The 26,810-nt window shown below is 48.6% G+C and carries 18 protein-coding genes; 11 read left to right on the top strand and 7 right to left on the bottom strand.

What is annotated here, in order from left to right:
• The first annotated feature begins 29 nt into the window (after positions 1-29).
• Positions 30-4,043, top strand: coding sequence for a T9SS type A sorting domain-containing protein (locus HUU10_06245; protein NUQ81193.1), 4,014 nt, complete (start codon positions 30-32; stop codon positions 4,041-4,043).
• Positions 4,044-4,098: 55 nt separating this feature from the next.
• Here HUU10_06245 and HUU10_06240 read toward each other — a convergent pair whose 3' ends face one another.
• The gene (locus HUU10_06240; GenBank protein ID NUQ81192.1) at positions 4,099-5,754 is read right to left on the bottom strand and encodes a T9SS type A sorting domain-containing protein; all 1,656 of its coding nucleotides are present in this window, start codon (positions 5,752-5,754) and stop codon (positions 4,099-4,101) included.
• A gap of 211 nt (positions 5,755-5,965) precedes the next feature.
• Here HUU10_06240 and speA point away from each other — a divergent pair, with 211 nt between their 5' ends.
• From speA to HUU10_06210, 6 genes are all read left to right on the top strand, one after another.
• Positions 5,966-7,891 carry a biosynthetic arginine decarboxylase gene (speA, locus tag HUU10_06235; protein NUQ81191.1) on the top strand — a complete coding sequence of 642 codons (1,926 nt, stop codon included), beginning with the start codon at positions 5,966-5,968 and terminating at the stop codon, positions 7,889-7,891.
• A 230-nt stretch (positions 7,892-8,121) separates the two neighbouring features.
• Positions 8,122-11,418, top strand: coding sequence for a TonB-dependent receptor (locus tag HUU10_06230; GenBank protein NUQ81190.1), 3,297 nt, complete (start codon positions 8,122-8,124; stop codon positions 11,416-11,418).
• An 80-nt stretch (positions 11,419-11,498) separates the two neighbouring features.
• Positions 11,499-12,884 (top strand): M20/M25/M40 family metallo-hydrolase, encoded by a 1,386-nt coding sequence (locus HUU10_06225; GenBank protein ID NUQ81189.1) that lies wholly within the window; start codon positions 11,499-11,501, stop codon positions 12,882-12,884.
• Positions 12,885-13,015: 131 nt separating this feature from the next.
• Positions 13,016-15,823 (top strand): phosphoenolpyruvate carboxylase, encoded by a 2,808-nt coding sequence (gene ppc, locus HUU10_06220; GenBank protein NUQ81188.1) that lies wholly within the window; start codon positions 13,016-13,018, stop codon positions 15,821-15,823.
• A 128-nt stretch (positions 15,824-15,951) separates the two neighbouring features.
• Entirely contained in the window at positions 15,952-16,479 is a 528-nt protein-coding gene (locus HUU10_06215; protein ID NUQ81187.1) for a DUF2975 domain-containing protein, read from the top strand.
• Between the two features lie 2 nt (positions 16,480-16,481).
• A complete protein-coding gene (locus HUU10_06210; GenBank protein ID NUQ81186.1) occupies positions 16,482-16,706 on the top strand; it encodes a helix-turn-helix transcriptional regulator in 225 nt (74 codons plus the stop codon).
• Between the two features lie 32 nt (positions 16,707-16,738).
• On the opposite strand, the gene uvrB is transcribed toward HUU10_06210, so the two are convergent.
• Positions 16,739-18,757 carry an excinuclease ABC subunit UvrB gene (gene uvrB, locus HUU10_06205; protein ID NUQ81185.1) on the bottom strand — a complete coding sequence of 673 codons (2,019 nt, stop codon included), beginning with the start codon at positions 18,755-18,757 and terminating at the stop codon, positions 16,739-16,741.
• Between the two features lie 111 nt (positions 18,758-18,868).
• On the opposite strand from uvrB, the gene HUU10_06200 reads away from it, so the two are divergent.
• Entirely contained in the window at positions 18,869-19,273 is a 405-nt protein-coding gene (locus tag HUU10_06200) for a hypothetical protein (protein NUQ81184.1), read from the top strand.
• Between the two features lie 9 nt (positions 19,274-19,282).
• Here the strand turns inward: HUU10_06200 and HUU10_06195 are convergent, their stop codons facing one another.
• From HUU10_06195 to HUU10_06180, 4 genes are all read right to left on the bottom strand, one after another.
• Positions 19,283-19,780 (bottom strand): SPOR domain-containing protein, encoded by a 498-nt coding sequence (locus tag HUU10_06195; GenBank protein ID NUQ81183.1) that lies wholly within the window; start codon positions 19,778-19,780, stop codon positions 19,283-19,285.
• Entirely contained in the window at positions 19,755-20,429 is a 675-nt protein-coding gene (gene deoC, locus HUU10_06190) for a deoxyribose-phosphate aldolase (protein ID NUQ81182.1), read from the bottom strand. Before deoC ends, HUU10_06195 begins: the two co-directional genes overlap by 26 nt.
• A 217-nt stretch (positions 20,430-20,646) precedes the next feature.
• Positions 20,647-21,369 (bottom strand): HAD-IA family hydrolase, encoded by a 723-nt coding sequence (locus HUU10_06185; protein ID NUQ81181.1) that lies wholly within the window; start codon positions 21,367-21,369, stop codon positions 20,647-20,649.
• Between the two features lie 9 nt (positions 21,370-21,378).
• On the bottom strand, positions 21,379-21,963 hold the full coding sequence (locus tag HUU10_06180) for a hypothetical protein (protein ID NUQ81180.1): 585 nt from the start codon (positions 21,961-21,963) through the stop codon (positions 21,379-21,381).
• A 103-nt stretch (positions 21,964-22,066) separates the two neighbouring features.
• Between HUU10_06180 and rlmD the strand changes: the two genes are divergently transcribed.
• From rlmD to HUU10_06165, 3 genes are read left to right on the top strand one after another with little or no spacing between them, the layout of a single operon-like run.
• Positions 22,067-23,503 (top strand): 23S rRNA (uracil(1939)-C(5))-methyltransferase RlmD, encoded by a 1,437-nt coding sequence (rlmD, locus tag HUU10_06175; protein ID NUQ81179.1) that lies wholly within the window; start codon positions 22,067-22,069, stop codon positions 23,501-23,503.
• Positions 23,504-23,524: 21 nt separating this feature from the next.
• Complete coding sequence (locus HUU10_06170) at positions 23,525-24,310, top strand: hypothetical protein (protein NUQ81178.1); 786 nt, start codon at positions 23,525-23,527, stop codon at positions 24,308-24,310.
• Entirely contained in the window at positions 24,307-24,645 is a 339-nt protein-coding gene (locus HUU10_06165; GenBank protein ID NUQ81177.1) for a lipoprotein, read from the top strand. The genes HUU10_06170 and HUU10_06165 overlap by 4 nt, the downstream gene beginning before the upstream one ends.
• On the opposite strand, the gene glgX is transcribed toward HUU10_06165, so the two are convergent.
• On the bottom strand, positions 24,619-26,709 hold the full coding sequence (gene glgX, locus HUU10_06160) for a glycogen debranching protein GlgX (protein NUQ81176.1): 2,091 nt from the start codon (positions 26,707-26,709) through the stop codon (positions 24,619-24,621). The genes HUU10_06165 and glgX overlap by 27 nt on opposite strands.
• Positions 26,710-26,810: the final 101 nt, after the last annotated feature.

Raw genomic sequence — 26,810 nt, 5'->3', positions numbered from 1 at the left:
CTTTGCCCGTTAAAATAACCGGGAGATATATGCGATTCGTTCTTGTTCTCCTGTCTGCCCTGATTCCGGCAGCGGGAATGACCCAGACCATAAAAAAAGTCCAAAACAACACCTACCAGGCCCTTCCTTTCTCACAAAACTGGAGTAATACCTCCCTTTTGTCGGCTGCTGATGACTGGAGCGGCGTTCCGGGAATCATGGGTTACCGGGGTGATAACCTGACCAGTGCAACCGGTGTGGACCCGCAAACCATTCTGACGGCAGAAACAACCCCTGTGGTGGATGTGAATGTGGATCAGACCGATCCCAACACCTACACGACTGGCGGTGCAACGGAGTTTCAGATTACCAATCCCGTTGTGGGCCTGTCCGGATCGGGTACCGCCGATGCACCCTACCTGGTATTCTATCTCAATACGACCGGAAAGGAAAATATTCAGGTCTCTTATTTACTGAGAGACATAGATGCTTCTGCCGATAATGCGGACCAGAAGGTTGCCCTTCATTACCGGGTTGGCGGAACCGGAAATTTTGTCAATATCGCTGCAGCTTATGTTGCAGATGCCTCCTCAGGACCCAGCCTGACCAAAGAAACCCCGGTTTCCGTCACTCTGCCAGAAGCCTGTAACGACCAATCTATGGTTGAATTGCGGATTATGACCACCAATGCAGCAGGTAATGATGAGTGGATTGGAGTGGATGATATTCTGATTGATGGCGATGACATCGGCGGAGCAAAACCTGTCATTACTCTTGCCGCCAATCAGACTTCCCTGTTGGAAGATGGATCTGATTCCATTGTGGTCACCATTACCACCAGTTTCCCGGTGGCTGATACTCAAACAGCTACCCTGAGTCTGACTGGTACAGCTTCCACCAGTGACCTGTCCCTTTCCGCCACCGACCTGACGTTTGAAGCAGGTGATGATGTAAAAACGGTCGTGATCAAAGGACTTGAAGACAGCGAGATTGAAGGAGATGAGACCTTTACCCTCACCCTGACCTCGATTTCCGAGGGACTTAAGGCCGGCAACCCCATCTCACTGAACCTGAAGGTCACCGATAACGATGCCATCACCATTGAACTGATGACACGGCTGAGCCAGTTGCAGGAAAATGCGGGGGGGTTCTATCTTATTGCCAAGGCCTCTCAGGCTGTTGATACCGACCAGACCATCAACCTGAGTTTCAGTGGTACTGCCACAGAAAACACCGATTATACCTCCGTTTCCGGCATTACGCTGACCACAGGCAAGACCACCGACTCTGTTCTCATTGCCATCCTGGATGAAACAGACTTCGAAACAAGTGAAACCGTTATCATCGGCATTGAAAGTATCACGGGCGGTGCCCTTAAAGGTACGATTTCATCGGTAACCGTAACCATTCTGAACGATGACGCACAACAGGTTGAAAGCATTGCCTCGGCACGAAGCAAAACACTTGGAACCAAGGTATTGGTTAAAGGAACCGTTACCGGTGCCTACAAAGGAAATGTTGGTACCACCATTTATTTTCAGGATGAAACCGGTGGAATCGGATTATACGACCGGAAAACCGATAATTATGCCCCCGGAGATTCCATCTACATCAGCGGCGTGACCTCTGACCGTTTTGGTGTGATCCAGATAATTAATGTGGACAGTGCGTACAAATTCCCTGTCAAAGGCACCTATTCACCCAAGGTGGTCACATCGGCAACTGCCAAGGAAGGATTTGAAAGTCAGTTTGTACTGATGAAAAACCTCAAATTCACCACCTCCGGTACGTTTGCCGGCGAAACGAACTATAAAGCCAATGACCGGGCTGGTGAAATGGAAATCAGAATCACTGGTCTGCTGAACACCCTGATTGACACAGCTATTCCCACCGACTCGGTCGACATGGTAGGTGTGCTCGGACAGTTTAATTCTTTCTATCAACTGATGCCCCGGAATCTGAATGATGTGGTTGCTTCCGGCGGAATCTATGATGTATCTCTGGTCCTCTCGTCTTCCTCTGCTGCAGAGGCCGATCTCACGCAGATAACGGTTAAAGCCAAAACACTCAGTCCGGTTAATACCGAGGCCACTGTGGACGTGGCTGTTTCCGGTACCGGAATCACCACCGATGATTATTCCCTTTCAGGAACCACCATCACCATTCCTGCCGGACAGACCGAAGGGTCGGTAACCTTATCCATCCTGAATGATCAGGTAAATGAAGGTACCGAGGTGCTGAACATTAACCTTACCAACCCTTCCTCCAATCTGGTGATTACATCGGGCAGCGGATCGGTTGTGATCACTGATAATGATGGAGATGTTAAAGACTACATTTCCATCGCGGAAGCACGGGTTCTGCCATTGGGTACCACCGTGACCGTGACCGGCCGGATCACCGTAGCCAACCAGTTTGGCGGTCCTGCGTATTTTCAGGATCAGACCGGAGGTATGGGAGTATTCGAAACCACTCTGCATTCAGCCGTTGCCATTGGCGATTCGGTAAAAATCACCGGACCGACCACCGAGTTTGCACAGAAAGGTGCTTCTTCCACGACATCCACTGATGGTGAGCTTGGAACCGGTTTATTCCAGATCAGCGGAACCGGCACGACCTATGAAGTATTCAAGGACAACCCTGCAATTCCTGAACCTTTCATCATCACACTGGCCGATGTTGGCGAAGTTCATGAAGGTAAACTGGTAAAAATCCTGAATGTGACCATCAGTCATACCGGAAATTTCCAGGCCAATACGAACTATACCATTTCTGATCCCTCTATGAGCCTGAATCTTGGAATGAGGATTGACAACAACACCAACCTGGTGGGTGCTGCTGCCCCATCCGGTGCAATCAACATGATCGGGGTGGTTTCCCAGGCTTTCGGAAACTATCAGATTCTGCCGAGAACCGTTGAAGACATTGGTGCAAAGGCACTGGTTATTCCCGGAGAATCGGTTTCGCGTGATCTTACTTTCGAAGCAGTAACCTGGAACATGAAATGGTTTGGGGAACCCGCCATGTCGGGTTTTGTTGATTCAACGCAGATTAAAAATGCTGCCCGTCTGATCAGAACCATGAATGCCGACCTGTACGCTTTGCAGGAAATCTCGAATACCACCGCCTGGAATACCCTGATGGATTCACTCCGCGTTGTCGGTTACCGTGGATTTGTGGCTCCCATTTCTCAACAGCAAAAAACGGCTTACATCTACAAGGATGCGACCATTGATTCGGTTCAGACTAAGTTTTCCTTCAACACCGGAGATTGGGCCAATGGCCGGTTCCCTTATGAGTTCACCTTCGATGCAACGGTAAATGGCAGGACCAAACGGATTACTGCCATCAACATTCATGCGAAAGCAACCACTTCCACTCCGCCCGAAGATGATGTAAACCGCCGGGAGATGGATGCTATTCAGTTAAAGAACTACATCGATTCAAGCCGTCCGTTCGATGCAGTCATGATTCTTGGTGATTACAACGATGATGTGACCAAATCAACAGTTGGTACCATGAACTCACCATACAACAACTTTGTAAGTGATCCGACCGGCTATCTGGTGGTTACCAAATGGTTGAGTGAACGGAAGCAAACCTCGTACAAATCGTTGAACATGCTCGATCATATCACCATTACCAATGAGCTGTTTACCTCACATTGGGACAGCACTCAGCGGGTAGAAAATCCGTTTTACATCGGAAGTTATCTTTCAACAACCAGTGATCACTTCCCTGTCTGGACCCGGTTTGATTTTGCCCGTGAAGTTGGGGTAGCTGATAACCAGACAGAGGTTCCGGCCGGACTTTCACTCGCAGGTAACTATCCGAATCCGTTCAATCCTTCTACCGCCATCCGGTATTATCTGCCGGCTGCAGGTAAAGTTAAACTGGAAGTGTATAACCTTCTGGGGAAACGACTTGATGTGGTGGAAGTCGTTTCTGGCTCGGGATGGCAGACTCTGTCCTGGTCTGCAGGTCAATGGCCAACAGGCACGTACTTCTACCGCCTGTCTGCCGGCAGCCAGTCTGTAACCGGAAAAATGATGCTGCTTAAATAAGCTTCCCGCTACGATTTTCTGATCCCCGGTTGTCTCAGGCAGCCGGGGATTTTTTTTATCTGATCAGTACCACGCGTTCAGTCTGCCGAATTCCCTTTCCTTCCAGTCTGGCCAGATAAACCCCGCTTGAAACCGGCATTCCATTCTGATTGGTTCCATTCCATCTGGCTATCAGCCCCTGTTCTCCTGGCTGAACCATCAGGATTTTAATCAACCGTCCCACCTGATCAAATACGGAAATCCGGCAAGACGGTTCAAAATCGGATGGAAGGAAAAAAACCGTTTCACTGTTGAACGGATTGGGGTATGCACCCATATTTCTACCGATTACAGCCATTTTTTCAAGAACAGGAACTTGTTTTTTCCTGATAACTTTAAATGAAACGGGAATCATCACTTGCGGACGAACCGGGTCATTGGACCGGATCCATACTTCCTCATCATAATCGCCCGGCTTTCCGCTCCCCGGCTTTAACTGGAGAGTCAGGTTGGTACTTTGTCCTGGAAGAACGTGACCGCTTTCCTGGTCCCAGGCCGCCAATGCAGGCAAATCATTGGCCACCCACCTGATCATTCTGGAAGCCAACCCTGTATTGCAATAAGCCGTTTGTTCGGGTATGTGAACGGAGAGAACCGCCACTCTTCCCCCATTTACCGAACTGATGGCCCCCAGACTGCGGCCATCCCTTGCTGAAATCAATGGTCTGGCAGAATTCAGACAGTCCAGGTATGTCAGAACATTGGTCACGGAAAAATCTTCAAGTTCGGCCGTGATCTGATTCCGCCGGATCGCTTTTACCTGGCCGGAATACACAACCGGATAAGGCCGGGCGATAATACCTGCAGGTTCCGTGAGCAGATTGATCCAACCTGGATAGCGGTCGGTCAGAATGACCATCGACAGAGTCCCGGCCTGTACCAGACCGATCAGATGGTTGATCACAACCGGATTGAGATCCCTGATACTTTCATCAATCAGCAGGACACCCGTTGAATCAAGATCGGCTGTGCTGACCTGGCCGGGAGTTTTCTGATTCGTAACCCACCAACAAGGCAATTGGAATACCTGAACGGTCCTTCCCGGCTGCAAAACAGCCAGCAGACTTCGGGGGTCGGTACCCGGAGTGTTTTGTAATACCGGATCGGACACCCATTCAAGCACACCCGTTCCGCTGTTGGTTAAGGTAACAGGCAGAACCCGCGTTTCTTCCTGGAACAGAGTGACCGTTGGAACCGGTTGCGGAATCGTCAGGGCTGACCAGTCGGTAAGATCGGCAAAAATTACCGGGGGAAGCTGCAACGGCCCCGTGGGTGTTTTCAACCACCTGCATGGGTCAACTTTTTTCTGAACCCAATCGGATTCCCAGCCATCAAACCGGAGGGGCCTGTTTTCTTCGCGGAAAACATAGAATTCATAGAAGAGGGTATCGAATTGGGATGGATATACTTCAATAACGGTTTGATAAACCTGAGTTTCCATCTTCCGGGTCAGTGGATGAGTCAGCTGAAAGTTATTAAAATTGCCCCTGATAAAAATCAGATCACCTTCTTCGGGTCTGAACAAGTACAATTGCCGGTAAACCGACAGATCGACCTGAATGGAGAGGCTGACAGACGGTTGACTCGTTGCAGCATTGGGCAGATATAAAACGGCTGACAGGAATAATGCAAATAACCGGTGGTTCCACCGGCAAGCAGAGGGCTGTTTCATGGGATTTGGTTACCTTATTTTCTCGGGATTTAAAAAGAGATAACAGTCCGAATATATGGAACCGATTTTACCAGATCAAGAAATTTTAACCTCTGAGTAAAAGATTAGATCCAAGTAGTTACATACAGGTCAAAAATGAAAGGGAGAGCTGCACACAATTTTTTGAATTTTATTGTACTTTTGCACCCTACTTTTTTTTCTGAGGAAAGACATGTCGGCGGTAACTGAAAGCTGGTCAGTGGAGAGTGCCCGTAAGCTGTACAATATAGATGGCTGGGGAATCGGGTATTTTCGTGTGGATGAGGAAGGTTATCTGGTTGCCTGTCCATCACAGGATCCTGCACAGACCATCCGTATCACCGACGTGATTGCGGCTGCAAAAGAAGAAGGTCTTTCCTTCCCCCTCCAGATCCGTTTTCAGGATTTGCTGCGACACCGGGTGGAATCGTTGAACGAAGCATTCACCACAGCGATCCGTGATCAGGGTTACAAAGGAAAGTACACCGGCGTATTCCCGATCAAAGTCAACCAGATGCGCGAAGTGGTCGAGGAAATACTGGATGCCGGAAAGCCCTACAACTACGGCGTCGAGGCAGGAAGCAAACCCGAACTCATTGCTGCCCTGTCGATGCATAAAAATTACGACAGTCTGATTGTCTGTAATGGTTACAAGGATACCCAATTTATCCGTTTTGCCCTGAACGGCAACCGGATTGGCAAAAAAGTCATCATGGTGGCCGAAAAACTGGAAGAAGTCAGGACCATCATTCAGGTTGCCCGGGAAATGAAAGTAAAACCCATGATCGGGGTCCGGGTTAAACTGGCGGCAAAAAGTACCGGAAAATGGGCCACGTCGAGCGGAGACAATGCCAAGTTCGGCCTGTCAACCGCCGATATTCTCGATGCAGTTGAGATGCTGAGGGAAGTCCAGATGGAAGATGCCCTCAAACTCATTCACTTTCACATCGGCAGTCAGATTCCGGATATACAGGTCATCACACGTGCGGTGCGTGAAGGCGCCCGTTTTTTTGCCAAACTGATCAAACATGGCTGTCAGTCCCTCGAATACATCGATGTGGGCGGTGGTCTCGGGGTGGATTATGATGGATCAAAGAGCGTTTTCTCCTCTTCCATCAACTATTCCATGCAGGAATATGCCAATGACATCGTATACGCCATACAGGATGTCTGCGATGAGGAAAAAGTCAGTCATCCGAATATCGTCAGTGAAAGTGGTCGTGCCATTGTTGCTCATCACTCCATGATTGTGGTGGAAGTGTTCGGAAAAATCGAGAAGCTCCGTCATTACTACGCGAGGAACGGAGAAGGTCGTCCGGTCCATAAACTGATTGATGCGTTGGTGGAAACCCGTGACCGGCTGACCAAAAACAATGTGATGGAATGCTACCACGACCTTTTGTACTATAAGGAACAATCCCAGTCCCTTTTTGATCTTGGCTATCTTGAATTGGATGACAAGGCCTCGATTGACACACTTTATTGGGAGATTGCAGCACGGATTGTTTTCATGTATGCCGATCAGGAATATATACCCGAAGAAATTCAGGAATTGAAAACCTCCCTGAGTGATCAGTATTTGTGTAATTTTTCGGTATTTCAATCGTTACCCGATTACTGGGCGCTGGGACAGTTGTTCCCCATTGTTCCCATTCACCGGCTTCAGGAACAGCCGGACCGGGTGACCACTCTGGCCGATATCACCTGTGACTCGGATGGCAAAGTCAACAAGTTCATTGACCTGCATGACGTGAAGGATACACTTCAGCTGCATGCCATCAACGGTGAGCCCTATTACCTTGGACTCTTTATGACCGGTGCCTATCAGGATGTGATGGGAGATCTTCATAACCTGTTCGGAAGGGTCAACGAGGTTCACCTGTTCCTCGATCCAGATGAAGATCTGGGTTGGTACATTGAGGAAACCATCGAAGGAAGCACCATCGGTGAGGTTTTGAGCATGAACCAGTATGTACCGAGTGACCTGGTCCGAAGCATGAAGAAACAGGTGGATCAGGCCATTAAACAGGATATTGTTAAGCCGAGCGAGGGAATCAAACTTTTACAGGAATATGAAAAGGCCCTTCTGGAATATACATATCTGAAGTCACTTCACTGATTTTCCTTCATCTTACAGGCCCATTTGCCGGGAATCTGACAGATAACTGGTAACTGGGCCGTTTTTCTTTCTCTCTTTTTGTTTTACCACAAGATTAAATTATCGGATTCTCACCTTTTCGGGTGATTTGCGTGGTAAAAATTGACCAACCGTTTGTAATTTTGCCTCGGATCACAAAATCGGATCCCCGGGTTCACCGGAATTCGTTATAACCAGCTCAAGAGGAAGTTATGAAAGTTGCCAACGCATCGAGTTCTTTTCTCCGGCGTCTGTCACTGACCCTGATGGTGGTGCTGTTTACTGCAGCCAACCTTTCAGCACAGGGACTGACCACTGCAGCGATGAATGGAATGGTTTCGTCCAACACAGGTGAAATCCTGATAGGTGCCACCGTTGTTGCCCGTCACCTCCCAACCAACACCATCTATGGAACCACCACCCGTGATGACGGACGGTTTAATCTGAATAATATGAAACCCGGCGGACCTTATTCCATTAAGGTCAGTTACGTCGGTTATCGTGCAGAGGAACTGCCTGACATTTTTATCGAACTCTCACAAAACCTCCGGATCGACTTTCAGTTGGTCAGCGAGGATCTGAGCACCGAAGAAATTGTGGTTACCGCAGAGCGGAATCCGCTCATTTCTGCTGCAAGGACCGGTGCTTCAACAACTGTTTCGGCCGAACAACTCTCTGCATTGCCAACCATTTCGCGTTCATTGCAGGATTTCACCCGTCTGACTCCTCAGGTAAGCGGGAACAGCATCGGCGGTAAAAACAACCGCTATAACAACATTCAGGTTGATGGTGCCGTTCTGAATGACGTATTCGGACTCTCCACAACCGGGACCCCCGGAGGACAAGCCGGAACACAACCGATTGCCATAGATGCCATTCAGGAAATCAAAGTCAATGTGGCTCCCTATGATGTACGTCAGGGTGGATTTACCGGTGGTCTGGTCAACGCCATCACCAAATCGGGAAGCAACAAATACTCGGGATCTGCCTATTATTTTTTCAGAAATCAGGATTGGGTCGCAGAAGGCCCATTGAAAACCGATTTTCCGGAATTCAATGAAAAAGTATATGGATTCAGCGTCGGTGGTCCGGTTGTTAAAGACCAACTTTTCTTTTTCGTCAATGGTGAACTGAGCCGGAAGGAAACACCTTCAACGATTCAACCTTCAACCACCCCTGGTGCCACCAGTTTTGGTATGGATCCTTCCACCATCAAAGCTTTCTCGGACACTTTGCGCAACCGTTACGGCTATGACCCGGGCAGCTACTCACTGTTTACCCGCAAAACCAACAGTGACAAAATTTTTATGCGCCTCGATTACAACCTGTTAGAGGATCATACCCTTACTCTGCGCTTCAACTATGTTGATGGATTTGACGATAACCTGACCCGGACTGGTACCGATTTTTCGCTCTCAAACCGGAACTACCTGTTTGCCAGCACTCAATATGCACCAGTCTTCCAGGTGAATTCCCGTCTTTCTAATAGTCTGACCAACGAATTCCGCGTTTCTTACACCGCCATCCGCGATGGACGGGATCCTGAGGGTAACCCATTTCCTTCCATCCGGATTAAACAGGGATCTCTGAACCTGTATGCCGGCCAGGAAAACTTCTCTGTTGCCAATACACTCGATCAGGACCTGATTGAAGTTACCAACAACCTGACCTGGTTTGCCGGTGATTTTTTTGGCGATCATATCCTGACCTTTGGAACCAACAACGAGTTTTTCAAATTCGACAACCTGTTTATAAGAAACCTGTATGGTCTCTATGAATTTGAAAATTTTGCCGATTTCTATGCAGGAAAGGCTTCCCGGTATGAGTATAGCTATTCAAATACAGGTAAACGCAAACCTGCTGCCCAGTTTGGAGCGGCCCGGTATGGCGTCTATATCCAGGATGAATACTCCCCGATGCCCAACCTTAAACTGACTGCAGGTGTCCGTCTTGATGTGCCGGTTTTACCCGATACACCTGCAAAGAATGATTCAGTTTCAAAATATTTTCCCGGATACCGCACCGATGAAATGCCTTCAGGCAACCTCCAGTGGTCACCCCGTCTGGGCGTGAACTGGGACGTGATGGATAATAAACTGGTACAGCTTCGCGGTGGAATCGGGATTTTCTCTGGCCGGACCCCGTTCGTCTGGATTTCCAACAATTATTCAAACACCGGGATCGAAATCAGCCGGATTCAATACTCCAGCACTTCTGCAAAAATTAACTTTATTGCAGACCCTGACAACCAGATGTTACCGGGTGACACCCGTGCCGGGGTAACCTTGTCACCGGTGGCTTCATCGGAAATCAACATTGTCGATCCGGATTATGTATTCCCGCAAGTGATGCGGTTAAATGCAGCAACCGATGTTCAGCTTCCGATGGGCTTTGTCGGATCCCTTGAGTTCATTTATTCAAAAAACCTGAATGATGCCAACTATTATGATCTGAACATTGGTGCCGTTCAAGGCAAACTGGCAGATGGACGCCCCCACTTCTGGACCAACTCAGGATTCACAAACAGAGCACGTGTCAATTCGAACAACTTCACCAACGTAATGTTGCTGAAAAACAGCAAGGAAGGTTACCAATGGAGTGTAACCCCTCAAATTCAGAAACCGATGTATGCAGGCGAAGGCATTCTTCAAAACTTTAGTTTTTCGGGTGCCTACACCTATTCCCGCTCCACCGATCTGAACAGTGTGCTTTCAAGTCAGGCCGTTTCCCAAGCCCGTTTTAACGGCGTTGTGGATCCGAATAACATCGATCTTGCAACTTCTGACTTCGAGCTCCGCCATCGCGTGATTGGTGCCATATCCTATGAATTCAAATGGGAAGACGTCAGTCCGATGTTCCCTGGCTTTGCCACCACCATTTCACTTTTCGGTGAAAACCGGTCAGGCGTGCCGTATACCTACACCTACAATGGGGACATTAACGGCGACAACTTCAATGAAAATGACCTGATGTATATTCCGAAAGACCGTAATGACATCTTTTTAGTGAAGTTGGATGGAAGTGGCAATCCTGTAAAATCAGGATCAAACTTTGTTGAAGCCGATGCCTCCACCTATGATGCCTTTTTCGGTTTTATTGATGCTGATCCGCTCGTGAAAGAGCAAAAAGGAAAAATCATGAAGCGGAATTCGGGTCGCCTTCCCTGGGTAACCATGCTCGATATGCGGATTGCCCAGGAAATTCCGATTCCAACCTTCCCCGGAATGGAAAACCACAAATTCGAAATCACGCTCGACATCCTGAATGTCCTGGATCTTCTTGGTGATGATTTCGGCGTGGTTAAACGGCTGGCCTATGAAACAGGTAATCCAAACTCCGGTCGTCCGCTCCGGTACCGCGGATTGCAACCCAATACCTCATCCATCAAACCAGGCATGCAGGTATTCAGTTTCGACCCGGTTGGCGGAAAAACGGTTTCCTATCCGTTTGTGGAAAGTGACAATGCCTCCCGTGCTTATTTTATGCTGGGAATCCGCTACACGTTCTGATCTGATAAAGCTGTGAATATCTGACCCCGTTCGGAACTCCGGACGGGGTTTTTTATTTTATATTAAAAAACGGAGAAACCATGAAACCTGCCATCTATGCCGACCAGCATTTTGACTCTTTTCTGAATGACCTTAAAACCCTTGCCCGTATTCCCTCCTGTTCCTGGGCCGGATTCGATCCGGTTCATTTGGAAACGTCAGCCAATGAAGTTGCTTCCCAAATGGGAAAGGCTGGACTGGAACACATTGAAATTTTACGGTTGCCTGGGGTCCATCCCTACATTTATGGCGACTGGCTTCATGCAGGAAGTGACAAACCGACCATTTTGCTGTATGCACACCACGACGTTCAGCCGCCCATGCGTGAAGAGCTTTGGAAAACACCGGTATATGAACCAACAGTGATTGGGGACCGGATCTATGCCCGTGGCATTGCCGATGACAAGGCCGGTGTCGTCCTTCATCTGGCCAGCATTGCTTCATGGCTGAGAACAACCGGATCACTCCCGGTTAATGTGAAAGTCATTATTGAAGGGGAGGAGGAAATCGGATCGGCTCATTTGCAGGACTTTCTGAAAGCATACCGGGACCGGTTGGCGGCCGATGTCATGGTTCTGGCCGATGTTGGAAATTATGACACCGGCATTCCATCCATGACTGTCAGCCTGCGAGGTCTGGTCACCCTGCAGGTTGAAGTCTCTTCACTCGACCATCCCCTGCATTCCGGTATTTACGGTGGGCCGGTTCCCGACCCGGTTATTGCCCTTTCTAAAATCATTGCAGGTCTGGTGAGTGAAGATGGCACTCTGGCCATCCCTGAACTGATCAGCAAAGTCAGACCCCTCAGTCAGACCGAACGTGACATGATCGGCAGCCTGAAGATGACACCCGACCTGTTCAGAGAACATGCACAGGTGCTGGAAGGAGTGGATGTGTTCGGAGGCGGTGATGAGATTCTTGAAAAACTCTGGCGGCAACCCTCACTTGTGGTTAACTCAATGGTAGCGGGCAGCCGGACTTCCGCCGGAAATGTGGTTCTCGAGAAAGCCTGGGCCAAACTGGGATTGCGGACCGTTCCGGATATCAGCCGGGAATTTGCTCTTGAAGCATTGAAAAAACGGATCACTGAACTGGCCCCATGGAATGTGAAGATCAGTTTCATTGAAGAAAAACGCGGAAATCACTGGAGCACCGACATTGCTCATCCCTATTTCGATGCCGCCAGAAGAGCTCTGAAATCCGGGTATGGCCGTGAGGCAGTTTATATCGGCTCGGGTGGAAGTATTCCCTTTGCAGGTCCGTTTTCAGAGGCCCTGGGTAACATTCCTGCTTTATTGACTGGAATTGAAGATCCTTACACCAATGCCCATTCAGAAAATGAGTCGCTTCATCTCGGCGATTTCCGAAAAGCCATCATCAGCCAGGTGCACCTGTTTGATGAAATCAGCCGGCTGGGCCGGGTCTGATACTTCCCTTCTGTGAACCTGATTTCTGAATGAAATCAGGTTCGCTTTTTCTCCTCTCTTTGCCCGCCTGTTTGGGAACCTACCCTTAATTAATTAACTTTAAACAAAATATACTTAAGAAATTACTCAGGATGACACACACCCAGTCCACTGTTTCCCAACCTACCGATCAGGGTCTCCGGCAGGATATTCAATTTTTAGGTTCTTTGCTTGGCGAGGTCATCAGGGAACAATGTGGAGAGGCCTTTTTCAATCTGGAAGAAGAGGTCAGGCTTAAATCGATTGAAGCTAACGAAAGCGGTGATCTTGGGACAGTCAAAGATATCAACCGACTGCTGGACCGGTGCAATCTTGAGCAATTATCACTGCTTACCCGGGCGTTCACCACGTATTTTCATCTGGTAAATCTGGCTGAGCATGTTCACCGGGCCAGACGTTCCCGTGCCTATGAAATGGATCCGGTAACGAATAAAAGCCGCGGTACCCTGCCCGATATCAAATCTGAACTGAACCTGAAACCACAGGCAGTAAATTCATTCATCGGATTCATCCAGAATGTGGAAATCGTGCCGACCTTTACCGCTCACCCCACCGAAGCCAAGCGGAAAACGATGCTTGAAAAATACCAGCGGTTGTATCAATTAATGACTGAAAAGGATCATCATCCGCTGACTCCTTCAGAAACACTTCAGACCCGACAGCAGATCAAATCGGAAATTATCAGCATCTGGCTGACTGATGAAGTCAGAACCCACCAGGTTGAAGTCATCGACGAAGTCAAGACCGGTTTGTTTTATCTCAATGAGGTACTGTACCCGGCCATTGGTGATTTATACGAAAAGTTCAGGTACACATTTAATGACTGGTTAGGTGAAAATACACCGGTTCCCCCGGTGGTTAAACCAGGTTCTTGGATCGGCGGCGATCGCGACGGCCATCCCTTTGTCACTGCTGCGGTGACCAGAGAAACTCTGGTCCTGCAACGTAAGGCCATTTTGGAACATTATGTCTCTGAATTGACCGATCTGATTTCGAAATTTTCGATCAGCCACCTCAGGAAACCCTACGAATCGGCCTATTGCGACCGCGTTGCCAGGGAAATACAGACTTACAGTCAGGATTTTCCTGGTGTCATTGCAGGCCAGGTCCGCAGTCCCCACGAATGGTTCCGAACCCATCTTGTGCTGATCAGAGAACGGATTATCCTTACCCGAGATCAATCAGGACAGGATACGCCTTTGCGACATTCCTATCAGACAGCCACTGCTTTGATTGACGATCTGACCATTATCCGGAATGAACTGATTCAGCAGAATGTCAGGCACCTGGTCACCGATGCCATCGACCCGTTTATTTATAAAATCAAGGTTTTCGGATTTCATTTTTCTTCCCTCGACATCCGGCAGAATTCTGAGGTGATCAGAAAAGGCGTTTCTGAACTGCTCCGGCAGAGCGGAGCCGAACCAACCTGGTCTTCACTTACCCTTGGTGAGCGTGTGGCTGTGCTGGAACGGGAAATCGGATCACCCAGACCGCTATTCTCACCTGAATTCAAGTTTTCAGATACGACTTCTGAGCTCATTTCCACTGTCAGAACCATTCGTTGGGCCAAAGCGGTTATTTCACCCGATTGTGTCGAGAATTTTATCATCTCGATGTGTGAAGATGAATCGGATGTATTGGCCCTTTTGCTGTTGTTCAAAGAATTTGGTTTGTTTCCCCTCACTGGTTCAGGTCGCCGGCAGCTGATGGTCAATATTGTACCTCTTTTCGAAACCATTTCTGATCTGAAAGCACTCCCATCCATCCTTGACCGGCTGTTCTCGGCAAAAAGTTACCGTGAGGCCATCAGAGACCGCGGACACTTTCAGGAAATCATGCTTGGCTATTCTGACTCTTCAAAAGACGGCGGCATCCTGGCCTCCAACTGGCAGCTCTATAATGCCCAACTGAACATCCGGACAGTCTGTGATCAACACGGGGTTACCTTCCGGTTGTTCCACGGACGAGGCGGCTCTATCGGCCGCGGAGGCGGATATTCGAGTGAAGCCATTCTCGCTCAGCCTTCTGGCACCGTTAACGGAAGAATCCGCATCACCGAACAGGGTGAAATGATATCCCAGAAATATGGATTCCGTGAAATTGCACTCAGAACCCTGGAGCAGGTTATCAACTCGGTCATCAAATCCAGTTTTTATCCTCCCGGAACCCCAGTGCCTCCTCCACCCGCCCCGGATTGGATCCGGCACATGGATCGCATCAGCGACCTGAGCATGGAGGCCTATCAGGATCTGATCAATGGCACGGATTTTATGAAGGTTTATCAGGTTTACACACCCATTGACCTGATTTCAACCTTGCAGATCGGAAGCCGGCCCACCCGCAGGAAGGCCGGAACCTCACTGAAAGACCTGCGTGCCATCCCATGGGTTTTTTCCTGGATGCAGACCCGACTGCTTATTCCTGGTTTTTACGGAGTCGGGACCGGCCTGTCACGTTGGATAAATGAAAACCCCGAGACCGGACTGCCCTTCCTTCAGAAATTATATCGGGAATGGAATTACTTTTCCACCTTTATCAAAAACATTGAAAATGCATTGGGTAAATCCAATACGCGCCTTGCCATGGAGTATCTGGATCTGTTTCCTGATAAAAAACAGGGAGAACAGTTTCTGTCCGGACTCCTGAACGAATTCAATCTGACGCGTGAGATGATCCTGATGATTACCGGCGAAAACCGGATTCTGGATCATCAGTCGACCCTGCAGAGAAGTATTCACCGCCGGAATCCGTATATCGATCCGATGAACCGGATTCAGATCAGATTGCTGAAGCAGCTCCGGACCCTTCAGGAAGACGATCCAGAGCGGGCTCAGATTCTTTTTGTTCTGCGCGAAACGGTAAATGGAATTGCGGCAGGAATGAAGAATACCGGATAACCGGATCTGCTGGGCGGCAGCGTTTTATCTGTTATACGATCATTAATTATTATATAGCAATATTTATTTATTGCTTTTCGATAATTCTTTGTTTACGTTTGTCCTGACACAAACAAGGAGTTACTCGCATGACCACTGCAAGCCAATGGGTTTTTAAAGCCCTTCACGTTCTTTCCTGGGTTATTTTCATCGGATTGTGTATCAAAACCGGAGCCATTCTGACTTCCTTCTCCATCAGTCTGTGGGTCAATCCGGTTGCTGCAAGCGATCTTTATGAAGGATTAAATCTGAAACCAATCGCCGATTATCATCTCTGGCTGTATATCTGTGTGGTTTCCTTTCTGGTTACCATTCATGCCCTTCAGGCCATGATTGCCTTTTTGCTCACCCGTGTATTCAACGTGCTGGACCTGAACCGACCGTTCAGCGAAACACTGACGCTCCTGTTTTCCAGAATCAGTTATTATGCGTTCGGGACCGGGATAGTCGCCATTCTGGCGAATCAGTTCCATGACTCCCTAAACAAAAAAGGGCTGACTGTTCCCCTATCATGGAATGCCTTTGAAATGCTGTTCTTTGCAGGTATAATCTATTTGCTTGCCATTATTTATCAGCGTGGAACCGACTTACAATCCGAAACAGATGCGACGGTGTGATCATGGCGATCATTGTAAATCTGGATGTTATGATGGCAAAAAGGAAAATGTCATTGAATGAATTGTCCACCCGGGTGGATATCACTCTGGCCAATTTATCCATTCTGAAAACCGGAAAGGCGAAAGCCATCCGGTTCAGCACTCTGGAAGCCATCTGCCGGGCACTGAACTGTCAGCCGGGGGATTTGCTGGAGTATGTGCCAGATGGAGATCAGGAAGGCCGGTAATCATTTCTGTGCAGGCAGAAAGAAAGCCGCCTCTATTTCTTCACTTTCTGGAGCCGGTCGATTTCATCACGGATCTCGGCTGCGCGCTCAAATTCAAGGTCCTTGGCGGCCTGTTTCATTTCGTTTCTGAGCCGGGAGATCAGTTTTTCCAGTTTATCAGGGGCCAGATAACTGACCAATGGATCTGCAGCAACCATGTTGACCGTGTCTTCGGTGTAAATCCGCTGTTCCTGTTTTGCCCGGATATCGGCGATGGCCGTGGACTGCAGAATCTGTTCCCTGCTTTTCAGTACCGTTTTAGGAACAATTCCGTTCGCCTGATTCCATTCTATCTGCATCTCACGACGTCTTCTGGTTTCAGCCATCATGCGTTCCATGGATCCGGTGATGGTATCTGCATAAAGGATCACTTTACCATTCTCATTCCGGGCCGCACGGCCTGCAACCTGAATCAGGGAGGTTTCAGACCGGAGAAATCCCTCCTTGTCAGCATCCAGAATGGCCACCAGTGACACTTCTGGCAAATCGAGACCTTCCCTGAGCAGATTTATTCCCACCAGAACATCAAATTCGGCCAGCCGGAGGCCACGCAAGATTTCCACCCGTTCAAGTGAATCAATATCGGAATGCAGATACCGCACTCTCACAGATAGGTTGGAAAGGTACTCGGTTAAATCTTCAGACATTCGCTTGGTCAGGGTGGTTACCAGAACCCGTTCTTCCCTTCTGACCCGTTCACGTATTTCAGCAAGAAGATCATCAATCTGGTTTTTCACAGGTCTCACATCAATTTCAGGATCCAGAAGTCCGGTCGGGCGTATAATCTGCTCAATCACCACACCCTGGCACTGTTCCAATTCCCAGGCGGCCGGAGTAGCCGATACAAAAAGCACCTGATTCAGCATGCCTCTGAATTCCTCGAAACGCATCGGACGGTTATCCAGCGCGGAAGGAAGGCGGAATCCATATTCAACCAGGTTCAGTTTTCTTGACCGATCCCCACCGTACATACCATGAATCTGTGGAATGGTCTGGTGGCTTTCGTCAATAATCAGCAGATAATCCTTGGGGAAATAATCGAGGAGGACCGAAGGTCTTTCCCCTTCCTTTCTTCTGGCCAGGTGTCTTGAATAGTTCTCGATACCGGAACAATAGCCGATTTCCCTGATCATTTCCATATCGAAACGGGTTCGCTCCTCGAGTCGTTTGGCTTCCAGGAACCGGCCTTCCGTTCGCAGAATATTCAGTCTCCAGGTCAATTCAGCTTCAATATCAAGCAGCGCCTCGTTCAGGGTTTCCCTGTCCGTCACAAAGTGTTTGGCGGGAAACAAAGCCACTTCATCAACTTTTCCGGTGACCTGATTCAGTAACGGATCCAGAATCTGAATTTTCTCGATTTCGTTGTCGAAAAAATGAATCCGGTAGGCAAATTCCTCATAGGCCGGGAATACATCGATCACCTCGCCCCTCACCCGGAAGGTACCCCGTTTAAAGTCGGCATCGTTTCTGACATAATGGATGTTTACCAGCGAATCAAGAAACGGTTTCCGGTACAGAGTCTGACCGGTTTTAATCTCGACCAATTGCTGCAGATAGGCATCAGGGGCACCGATACCATAGATACAGGACACTGACGAAACGATGATGACATCCTGCCGCCCGCTGAGTAAGGAACTGGTCGCTTTCAGCCGAAGACGGTCAATTTCATCATTGATGGACATGTCCTTTTCAATGTAGAGGTCCGTGGTCGGAATGTACGCTTCTGGTTGATAGTAGTCGTAATAGGAGATAAAAAACTCAACGGCATTTTCAGCAAAGAACTGTTTGAATTCACCATACAATTGTGCTGCAAGCGTTTTGTTATGGGTCAGAATAAGCGTGGGTTTACCAAGATTCCTGATGACATTGGCCATGGTGAAGGTTTTCCCGCTTCCGGTCACCCCCAGAAGCGTCTGAAATTTTTCCCCATTCCTGTATCCATTGGTTAATTCTTCAATGGCCCTGGGCTGGTCACCCGAGGGAATAAATTCGGTGGTCAGTTTATATTCCATTACAAACGATGACTTTATTTATTAATATATTATTGGATAATGCACTATATTTGTATTGTAATTATCGGCGATTGCAGTAATTATTTTTGTTTACCGAGTAAAAGGCCATCTATGAAAACTTACCTTATTCCAGTTATTATTTGCCTGACCTCACTTATCAGCTCTTCCCCGGTTTCGGGCCAATCCAAATGGTCCGGATGGCAGGTCGTACAGGGGCATTCTCAATTACAATACCGGTTATCAACGGCAAAACCATCGGAGGATGGAAAAAGAACCGGCTATTATGTTGAAGTGAAAAATGAATCCGGTCAACGGGTCTGGTTCACGTTATATCTGATTCCATCCGTACAATCAGACCGTCATCAGAGCCAGATTACACTGAAACCAGCCACCCGGTCGGTGGTTGGACTTTTCTGGGCCAGTTCCCTGCAAGAGGGTTTTCCTGATGTACAATTTGAGCAGATACGGTATGAACCTGCAGGGGACCTGATGAGTACGGTTGCGGGTCCTAAATAAACCTGAAACCTATTTTTCTATAAAATCCGGCACCACGGTGCCATTCGGGTATCGGTTTTCCAGTGATTCCAGACTGGCACGCGCACGGGCCTCATTGGGAAAATTCCCAATCCTGACGATATAATTAGGAGCCTGATAGGACAAATAAGCAGGTAACCCGGAAATCAGCCGGGCTTCCATCAGAACCTGTTCAGCCAATGCCCTGTCCGGTTTTGCAAAAACCTGAATTCTGAATCCCCTGCTGCCAAGGAGAGTCTCCTCACCGGCCGATTCTGTGGTATCCGTCTGAATTCTGAGCCATTCATCGGACAGGTTGGGTCCGATAATTTTCGGAGTCATTCTGGGTTCAAAAGGCGTTCGGGTCAGGTTCCAGCGTAAAGTATCGAGCGGGTTGGCTGCCGCAGTGACCTTTGCTCCTCCCGATGCTGGTCCGGTTCCCTGAGGGGTGCTACCGCAGGAAATGACTGCCGGAAGCAGCAGACTAATAAGTACTTTTACTGGTTTCATGTTTCACGATGGCTACAGAGGCACTTGCACCGATGCGGTTTGCACCGGAGGCGATCATCTTCTCGGCATCTTCCCAGGAGCGTACTCCGCCCGATGCTTTAACACCCATCATCGGACCCACAACCTGACGCATCAGGGCAATGTCCTGCACAGTTGCTCCGCCTTTGCTAAAACCGGTGGAGGTTTTCACAAAATGAGCTCCTGCATTTTTCGACAGAATACAGGCAATTACTTTTTCCTCGTCGGTCAGCAGACAGGTTTCCAGAATCACTTTGGTCAGCACGTGGTTACAGGCGGCCTGTTCAACAACCGCCCGTATATCATCCTCAACGGCATCGGTCAATCCTGATTTCAGCCAACCCACATTAATAACCATGTCCACTTCGGTGGCGCCTTCTTCGATGGCAATACGGGTCTCTTCACGTTTGGCTTTCGTGCTGGTAGCTCCCAATGGAAATCCGATCACTGTACACACATCCACCTTTGTATCACGCAACATGGAAGCAGCCAGCGGGATCCAACCGGGATTAATGCAGACTGATGCAAACTGATATTGTGCAGCCTCCTTGCACAACTGCCTTACGTCCTTTTCTGTGGCCTCCGGTTTAAGAAGGGTGTGATCTATCATCCGGGCTACAGCCGGGATCACATCACAGCTTCCGATGGAGTTGCCAACCCGGCATGCACCTGCCTCAATAATCCGGTTGACGGCCTGCGCCTTGTGCGATGGGCAATCCCAGCCATGTACACAGGTTCCATACAGGGTATCGTGACATTTAACAGGTTCCGATTTCTGGCGTGTATCCTCACGGACGACGGACAGAATGACCTTTTCGATCAGTTTTGATTGATTTTCCATGGGCAAATTATAGAGGTTGTAATTTTGCAATAAGCTGCCTGAAATCCTGAACCACTTCCACACCACGTGGAACGACCGGAATGCGGGTGTATCGGTTCAGCAGGATGGTACGGATTCCCATCTGAACCCCGCCCATCACATCTGTTTCAAGCGAATCAGCCACAAAAATAAGCTCTTCTGCCTTGAACTGCAGGGCTTCAAGAGCAAATTCGAAAATGGCAGGATCGGGTTTGGCGACTTCCAGATCCGAGCTGGTAATAATGGCCTCGAAAAACCGGCTGACGCCGGACTGAGTGAAGTGATCTGAATAAAAACGGGCAGGTATGATACTGTTCGCCACAATGGCCTGCACATAATTCCGACGGTACACTTCCTGAATGACCCGCATGGTCAGATCTGAAAAGGTAAAACCAGAGAACCGGTCAAGAATCCTCAACACTTTTTCTGGAAGATCATCCGGAACCGGTTTGTCTGAATGATGAGACAGGACATTCCTTATCAGTTTAAGTATATCTGGATATTCATTGCGGGGTTTCCCGGCCAGAACCTCGCTTTTTACACGCAGCCGGATGTCTTCAAGCACCCGGGTCCGCCACTTGTGCGGACCGATAAAGGCGCGCAGTTCAGGACATTCGCGTCGCCGGATTCGCACAGGAGTGTCAAGAAATTCCTCATCTTCATAGGACTCACCCATCAGGGCATTGAGACTGTATAAAACACCACGAATCATGTGAGACCTTTATATTGAGGTTGGTTGAATGAGATGCAGTGCCTTCATTTCAGAACCAATCTGTTTGGCGGCTTTTCTGAAAGCACCGGGATCACCCGGAATCCGGAGCCTGAATAACCGGCAGCCTTCTAACCCCTGATCAGGAATCGGGTACCGATTCTGCCTCAGTAATGAGGATAATTCGGTTACCGAGGCCCGAAGAATGGTGGGCTGTTTCAACCCGGTCCTTTCGAGCCAGAACAGATCGGTAATTTTCGCTGGAAGCCCGGTATCAGAACAATCCGGATTAACCAGGGTGATCAGTTTTCCGGATTCCTGATCAACAATTGATTCCGGTTCCCCATGAATCAGCCCCGGCAACATGGGCGGAAACCCGAAATGAAAGTGCGGGTTAAAGGGCGGATGAGCCATCAGTCCATCTGTCATTGTTACATGCAGACGACCGTCTGATACCAAAACACCGGTTTCCTGACACAACAGATACCCGAGAGTTGTTTTCCCAGTTCCGGGAAGTCCGGTTAAGGCCACCGATCCGGCAGAAAACCGGACCAGGGTACCAGGGATTCCGATTGGTTCCGGGTATATGTTTTGCAACGGTTGGTTTACTCTTTCGTGCCGCGTGACTACTTTTAAAAATGCTTATTTATGTTAAGCAAAATCAATTACTTAATTTAATTCAATCCGTTACAATTACCAAATGTCAAAGGAAACAGCCAGAGAATTGCCGGTCCGGCGTGGTGAAATGCTTCAGGTCACCATTGAGCGGACGGGTCTGGAAGGAAAAAGCATTGCCCGGTACAACGAGTTTGTCCTCTTTGTGAATGGTGGAATACCCGGTGACGTGGTTTCGATTCAGATACAAAAAGTAAAGGGAACCTATGCGGAAGCCAGATTGGTGGATGTGGTTTCTGCAGGCCCCGGAAGGACAGAGCCGGGTTGCCATCATTTTGGTACTTGCGGAGGCTGTAAATGGCAGCATTTCGGGTATTCACATCAGCTTGAAGCCAAACGCGAACACGTCATGGATGCCATGCAGCGTATCGGCGGTTTCAAAGATCTGACGGTTCTCCCAACTCTCGGTTCTCCGCGGGAAACGGGGTACCGTAATAAAATGGATTTCACTTTTTCTGATAACCGTTGGTTGCTTACCAGCGAAACAGCCGGACTGAGTGAAAAACCTTCGAATTTTGCCCTTGGACTTCATGTGCCCGGGCGATTTGATAAGATAGTGGATATTGATCATTGCCTGTTACAATCCCCCGTTGCCAACCGGCTGCTAGAAGAAATTAAAGCTTTTTCCCTGGACTCGGGTTTTCTGCCCTGGTCCATAAAATCGCATCACGGCTTCTGGAGATCCCTGATTATCAGACAGGCAGCACACACCGCCGATTTGATGGTCATTCTGGTCACAACGGTTGATGACAGGGCATTGCTGGATCGACTGGCTACCCGGTTAACCGCCCATTTTCCAGAAATTACCAGTCTGATTCAGATCACCCATTCCGGACCGGGGCCCGTTCCCCGGGGAGAAGGAACCCGGATTCTGGCAGGAAAAGATCATCTGGAAGAAATGCTGGGTGGAATCCGTTTCAGGATTCATCCGGAATCTTTTTTCCAGACAAACACGTATCAGGCTGAAAAATTGTTTGAAACCGCTTTCAGGATGGCCCAGCTAACCGGGAACGACCATTTGTATGACCTGTTTTGCGGGCCGGGCACCATTGGCCTGCTCGCTGCCCGTTCAGTCAGAAAGGTGGTTGGAATGGAGATCAGACCAGAAGCTGTTGAAAATGCGAAGGAAAATGCCCGGTTGAACGGGATCACCAACGCTGACTTTTTCTGTGGTGATTTGTCGAAGCAGTTTGACGAGTTGGATAGCTGGTCCGTTCAGTACGGGCAACCCGATATTGTAGTGGTCGATCCTCCGCGTGCCGGTCTTCCGGATGCACTGACACGGAAATTGCCCTCACTTGGAGCGGATCGGATTATATATATTTCATGTAATCCGGTGACACAGGCACGGGACATGTCCATCCTGAGAGAAGCCAGGTATCTGCCCGGACCTGTTCAACCGGTGGATATGTTTCCGCATACCTGGCATATAGAGTCAATCGTTGTTATGACCCGTTCCTGAGTACCTTGAAAGGATGAACTGATGATGTCTTTACATCGCTCCTTGTATTTTCTGGTGATTGCCCTTGTTTTACTGATGATTATTCCCCAACAGGCCGTTACACAGATCCAGAAGCGGACCATTCCGCTTGAATCAGGCCGGGATCTGCTGATCCAGATTGAGGGAGGGCTCGGCTACAGCCAGTATTCCTTCGGTCAGGATGACAAACTTCTGGAAACACTGGATAAACAGTACGATCTCGACGGATCAGATCTGTCTGCCGGACCATCGTTTCATTTTGGAACCTCCGTCTTTAACCGGGATACCGGTCTGCGTCTCCGGCTTTCCATCCGGTCAGAACTGATCAATTCAAAATCTTCCGGCATGGAAGGTTTCTTTAATTCATTCAATTTTTTCCAGGAAAGCGGAACGGGCGATTTTCTGATCGAACATCGCTTGCAAACCGTCAGTATCCATCTGGAACGACTCTTTTCGGTTTCAGTTAAAAATTCGGAGCTCAATTACGGTTTTGGAGGCTTTTTCGGATGGGTAAACGATACCCGCCGGGAGGCATTGAGTTACAAAACAAACGGTTCCGAGAAAATCATCAAGGATATACTGAACATTGAGGGCAGAGTGGCCGGCGTATCAGTCATGGTGGGCCGGTATTTTGAGAACAAAATCGGCTATTTCGAAGTCCGCCCCGGGTATCAGTTTCATATTTCCAGAGATATCAAAAAGAAGCCTGCCTCAGGCAAATCATCTGATGGATATCAGCCTTCATTTGAAATGTTATATGTTTCACTGGTTGTGGGACTCACGCTATGAAAAAGTTACTGACCACTTTTGTAGTTCTTCTTATTCTGACTGGTTGTCAAGAATCAGGTTCACTCAGCACCACCCTTGTTTTCAAACTTCCCCGTCCGACTTCATTAACCACCATCACCCGGGCAGAGATTTCCAATTCCTATCACACGCTCATCCGAACCGATACTCTTGAGAGGGGCATTCTGATTTATGAATGGGATAAGAAGGATGACAGAGGAAATCTGGTGGTTCCCGGTATTTATCTGGTTAGAGTCCTGGACCATTTAAACAATGAAATTGCCTCGGGAGCAGTGGTAGCCGGCAATGGCTCAGAGTCCGGTCAGGATCAGGACTGAACGCGGAGCCACCTCAATACGTTCCTGATTCTCAGCGGCTGTTTCCTTCCCATCCGAACAGATATCTGCAGGTGACTCATTGGCCGTGTTCACCTTTACATACCATGTTTTACCTACAAGTTTGGGTAAGGCAAAAGTATGCGGTTCCCAATGAGCATTGGCGATCAGCTGTATATGTTTGCAACCCTCGAGTTCAGGATATCTGGCACCCGAAAAATGAACCGAAATCCATCGGGCATCTTCTGACCAATCGGGTTCGTATAAATTAAAGCCATGCCAGATAATATCGTACTCATCGAAGCGTTCGCGCCGAAGGATGGGGTTGGCTTTCCGGAAGGCTATCAGAAGTTTAAAGAACCGGAACAGCCCGCTGTTTTCTGATTTTAGCCGCCAGTTAACCCAACTGATTTCGTTATCATGGCAATAGGCATTATTATTTCCCTGCTGAGTCCGGCCAAATTCATCGCCAGCGAGTAACATCGGGACCCCGTTTGAAGCCATCAGTAATGTGGCCAGGTTTTTGATCTGTCTGAACCGGAGTTCTCTTATGGGCTGATCCTCGGTAGGTCCTTCTTCCCCGCAATTCCAGCTGTGGTTGTCATTGGACCCATCCTGATTATTCTCTCCATTTGGTTCGTTGTATTTCCGGTTGTAGGAAACCAGATCTGCCATCGTGAAACCATCGTGGCTGGTAATAAAATTGATGCTATCGTAGGGTGCCCGACCCGATTTTTCATATAAATCGGCACTACCCGTCAGGCGGGCCGCAATTTCTCCTGCCAGTCCGGGATCTCCTTTCACAAACCGCCGGATGTCATCTCTGAATTTGCCGTTCCATTCGGCCCACCGGTGCCAGTGAGGGAAAGATCCAACCTGATACAGCCCGGCGGCATCCCATGCTTCGGCAATGATTTTGGTTTTAGACAGAACCGGGTCGGCGGCGATCCGTTCCAGTAACGGAGGGTTATTTAACACAGTCCCGTCGGTATCTCTCCCCAAAATACTGGCCAGATCAAACCGGAATCCATCAACCTTCATTTCGGTCACCCAATAACGGAGGCAATCCAGAATAAAGTCCCTGACAAAGGGATGGTTACAGTTCATGGTATTTCCACAACCTGAATAATTGTGGTATTTACCGGTTACCGGATCAATAATGTAATATGTGGCGTTATCAAGTCCCCTGAAGTTAAAGGTTGGACCGAGTTCATTGCCCTCTGCGGTGTGATTAAAAACGACATCCAGGAACACCTCAATTCCCGCTGCATGAAAGGCCTTTACCATGTCCTTGAATTCTCTCACCTGTCCCCGGGAAGCGCCGGTTGCTGCATAAGCGGCTTTGGGAGCAAAGAAAGAAATGGGGCTGTAACCCCAGAAATTCACCAACCGGCTTCCATTAACAGGATCATACCGCTCAAAATCGTCATTTTCTTCAAACTCGGTGACCGGCAATAATTCAACTGCTGTGATTCCAAGATCCTTCAGGTAGGGTATCTTCTCCTTTAATCCGGAAAAGGTACCCTTGTCCTTCACTTTTGAAGAAGGGTGAGCGGTAAAGCCTCTGACATGGAGTTCATAGATGATGGTATCTCTGAGAGGAATGTTCAGGGGACGGTCGGTTTTCCAGTCATACTCATCATTTGAGATTACCGAAAACCGGGATTTTTTGTGATGGGTATTCCAGACATGACCCCCGGCCAGTGCTCTGGCATACGGATCCTGCAAAACAAACTCTTCATTAAACCGGTGAATGTGCGGGTATCGGTTATGCTTCCGTTCCATCCGGAATCCGTACCCGATATTGACATCCAGGTCTTTGACAAACAAATGCCAGATATCACCGGTCCGGTTGTACTCCTCATTGAAAGGAAATTCATACTGAATCTCCTGAGTTTCCGGATTGATCACCACCAGAGTGACCTGTGTGGCATGTTTGGAGTAGACCGAAAAGTTGATACCTCCCCGCTGAATACTGGCACCCAGCGGAAGCGGATGCCCTCTTGAAATTTCAAAATCGGATCCGATATACTTCAATGGGTCGGTTTTTCTTTTCCGGGACTTCATAGGTTTTTTCTCAGGATATCAAGGTACAACCCTCATCCCAGTCCCGCAAGCGCATCAGTCGGGTACTTAACCAATTTGTCTTTTTTTTGATAACTTGCAAC

It is taken from the genome of Bacteroidota bacterium (assembly GCA_013360915.1).
Classification (GTDB): domain Bacteria; phylum Bacteroidota; class JABWAT01; order JABWAT01; family JABWAT01; genus JABWAT01.
This window is presented reverse-complemented; position numbering and strand designations above follow the sequence as displayed.

What these genes read in the sequence shown, in the direction of transcription:
- HUU10_06245 (NUQ81193.1), top strand. Translation starts at nt 30, where the DNA reads ATGCGATTCGTTCTTGTTCTCCTGTCTGCCCTGATTCCGGCAGCGGGA.
- HUU10_06240 (NUQ81192.1), bottom strand. Translation starts at nt 5,754, where the DNA reads ATGAAACAGCCCTCTGCTTGCCGGTGGAACCACCGGTTATTTGCATTA.
- speA (NUQ81191.1), top strand. Translation starts at nt 5,966, where the DNA reads ATGTCGGCGGTAACTGAAAGCTGGTCAGTGGAGAGTGCCCGTAAGCTG.
- HUU10_06230 (NUQ81190.1), top strand. Translation starts at nt 8,122, where the DNA reads ATGAAAGTTGCCAACGCATCGAGTTCTTTTCTCCGGCGTCTGTCACTG.
- HUU10_06225 (NUQ81189.1), top strand. Translation starts at nt 11,499, where the DNA reads ATGAAACCTGCCATCTATGCCGACCAGCATTTTGACTCTTTTCTGAAT.
- ppc (NUQ81188.1), top strand. Translation starts at nt 13,016, where the DNA reads ATGACACACACCCAGTCCACTGTTTCCCAACCTACCGATCAGGGTCTC.
- HUU10_06215 (NUQ81187.1), top strand. Translation starts at nt 15,952, where the DNA reads ATGACCACTGCAAGCCAATGGGTTTTTAAAGCCCTTCACGTTCTTTCC.
- HUU10_06210 (NUQ81186.1), top strand. Translation starts at nt 16,482, where the DNA reads ATGGCGATCATTGTAAATCTGGATGTTATGATGGCAAAAAGGAAAATG.
- uvrB (NUQ81185.1), bottom strand. Translation starts at nt 18,757, where the DNA reads ATGGAATATAAACTGACCACCGAATTTATTCCCTCGGGTGACCAGCCC.
- HUU10_06200 (NUQ81184.1), top strand. Translation starts at nt 18,869, where the DNA reads ATGAAAACTTACCTTATTCCAGTTATTATTTGCCTGACCTCACTTATC.
- HUU10_06195 (NUQ81183.1), bottom strand. Translation starts at nt 19,780, where the DNA reads ATGAAACCAGTAAAAGTACTTATTAGTCTGCTGCTTCCGGCAGTCATT.
- HUU10_06185 (NUQ81181.1), bottom strand. Translation starts at nt 21,369, where the DNA reads ATGATTCGTGGTGTTTTATACAGTCTCAATGCCCTGATGGGTGAGTCC.
- rlmD (NUQ81179.1), top strand. Translation starts at nt 22,067, where the DNA reads ATGTCAAAGGAAACAGCCAGAGAATTGCCGGTCCGGCGTGGTGAAATG.
- HUU10_06170 (NUQ81178.1), top strand. Translation starts at nt 23,525, where the DNA reads ATGATGTCTTTACATCGCTCCTTGTATTTTCTGGTGATTGCCCTTGTT.
- HUU10_06165 (NUQ81177.1), top strand. Translation starts at nt 24,307, where the DNA reads ATGAAAAAGTTACTGACCACTTTTGTAGTTCTTCTTATTCTGACTGGT.
- glgX (NUQ81176.1), bottom strand. Translation starts at nt 26,709, where the DNA reads ATGAAGTCCCGGAAAAGAAAAACCGACCCATTGAAGTATATCGGATCC.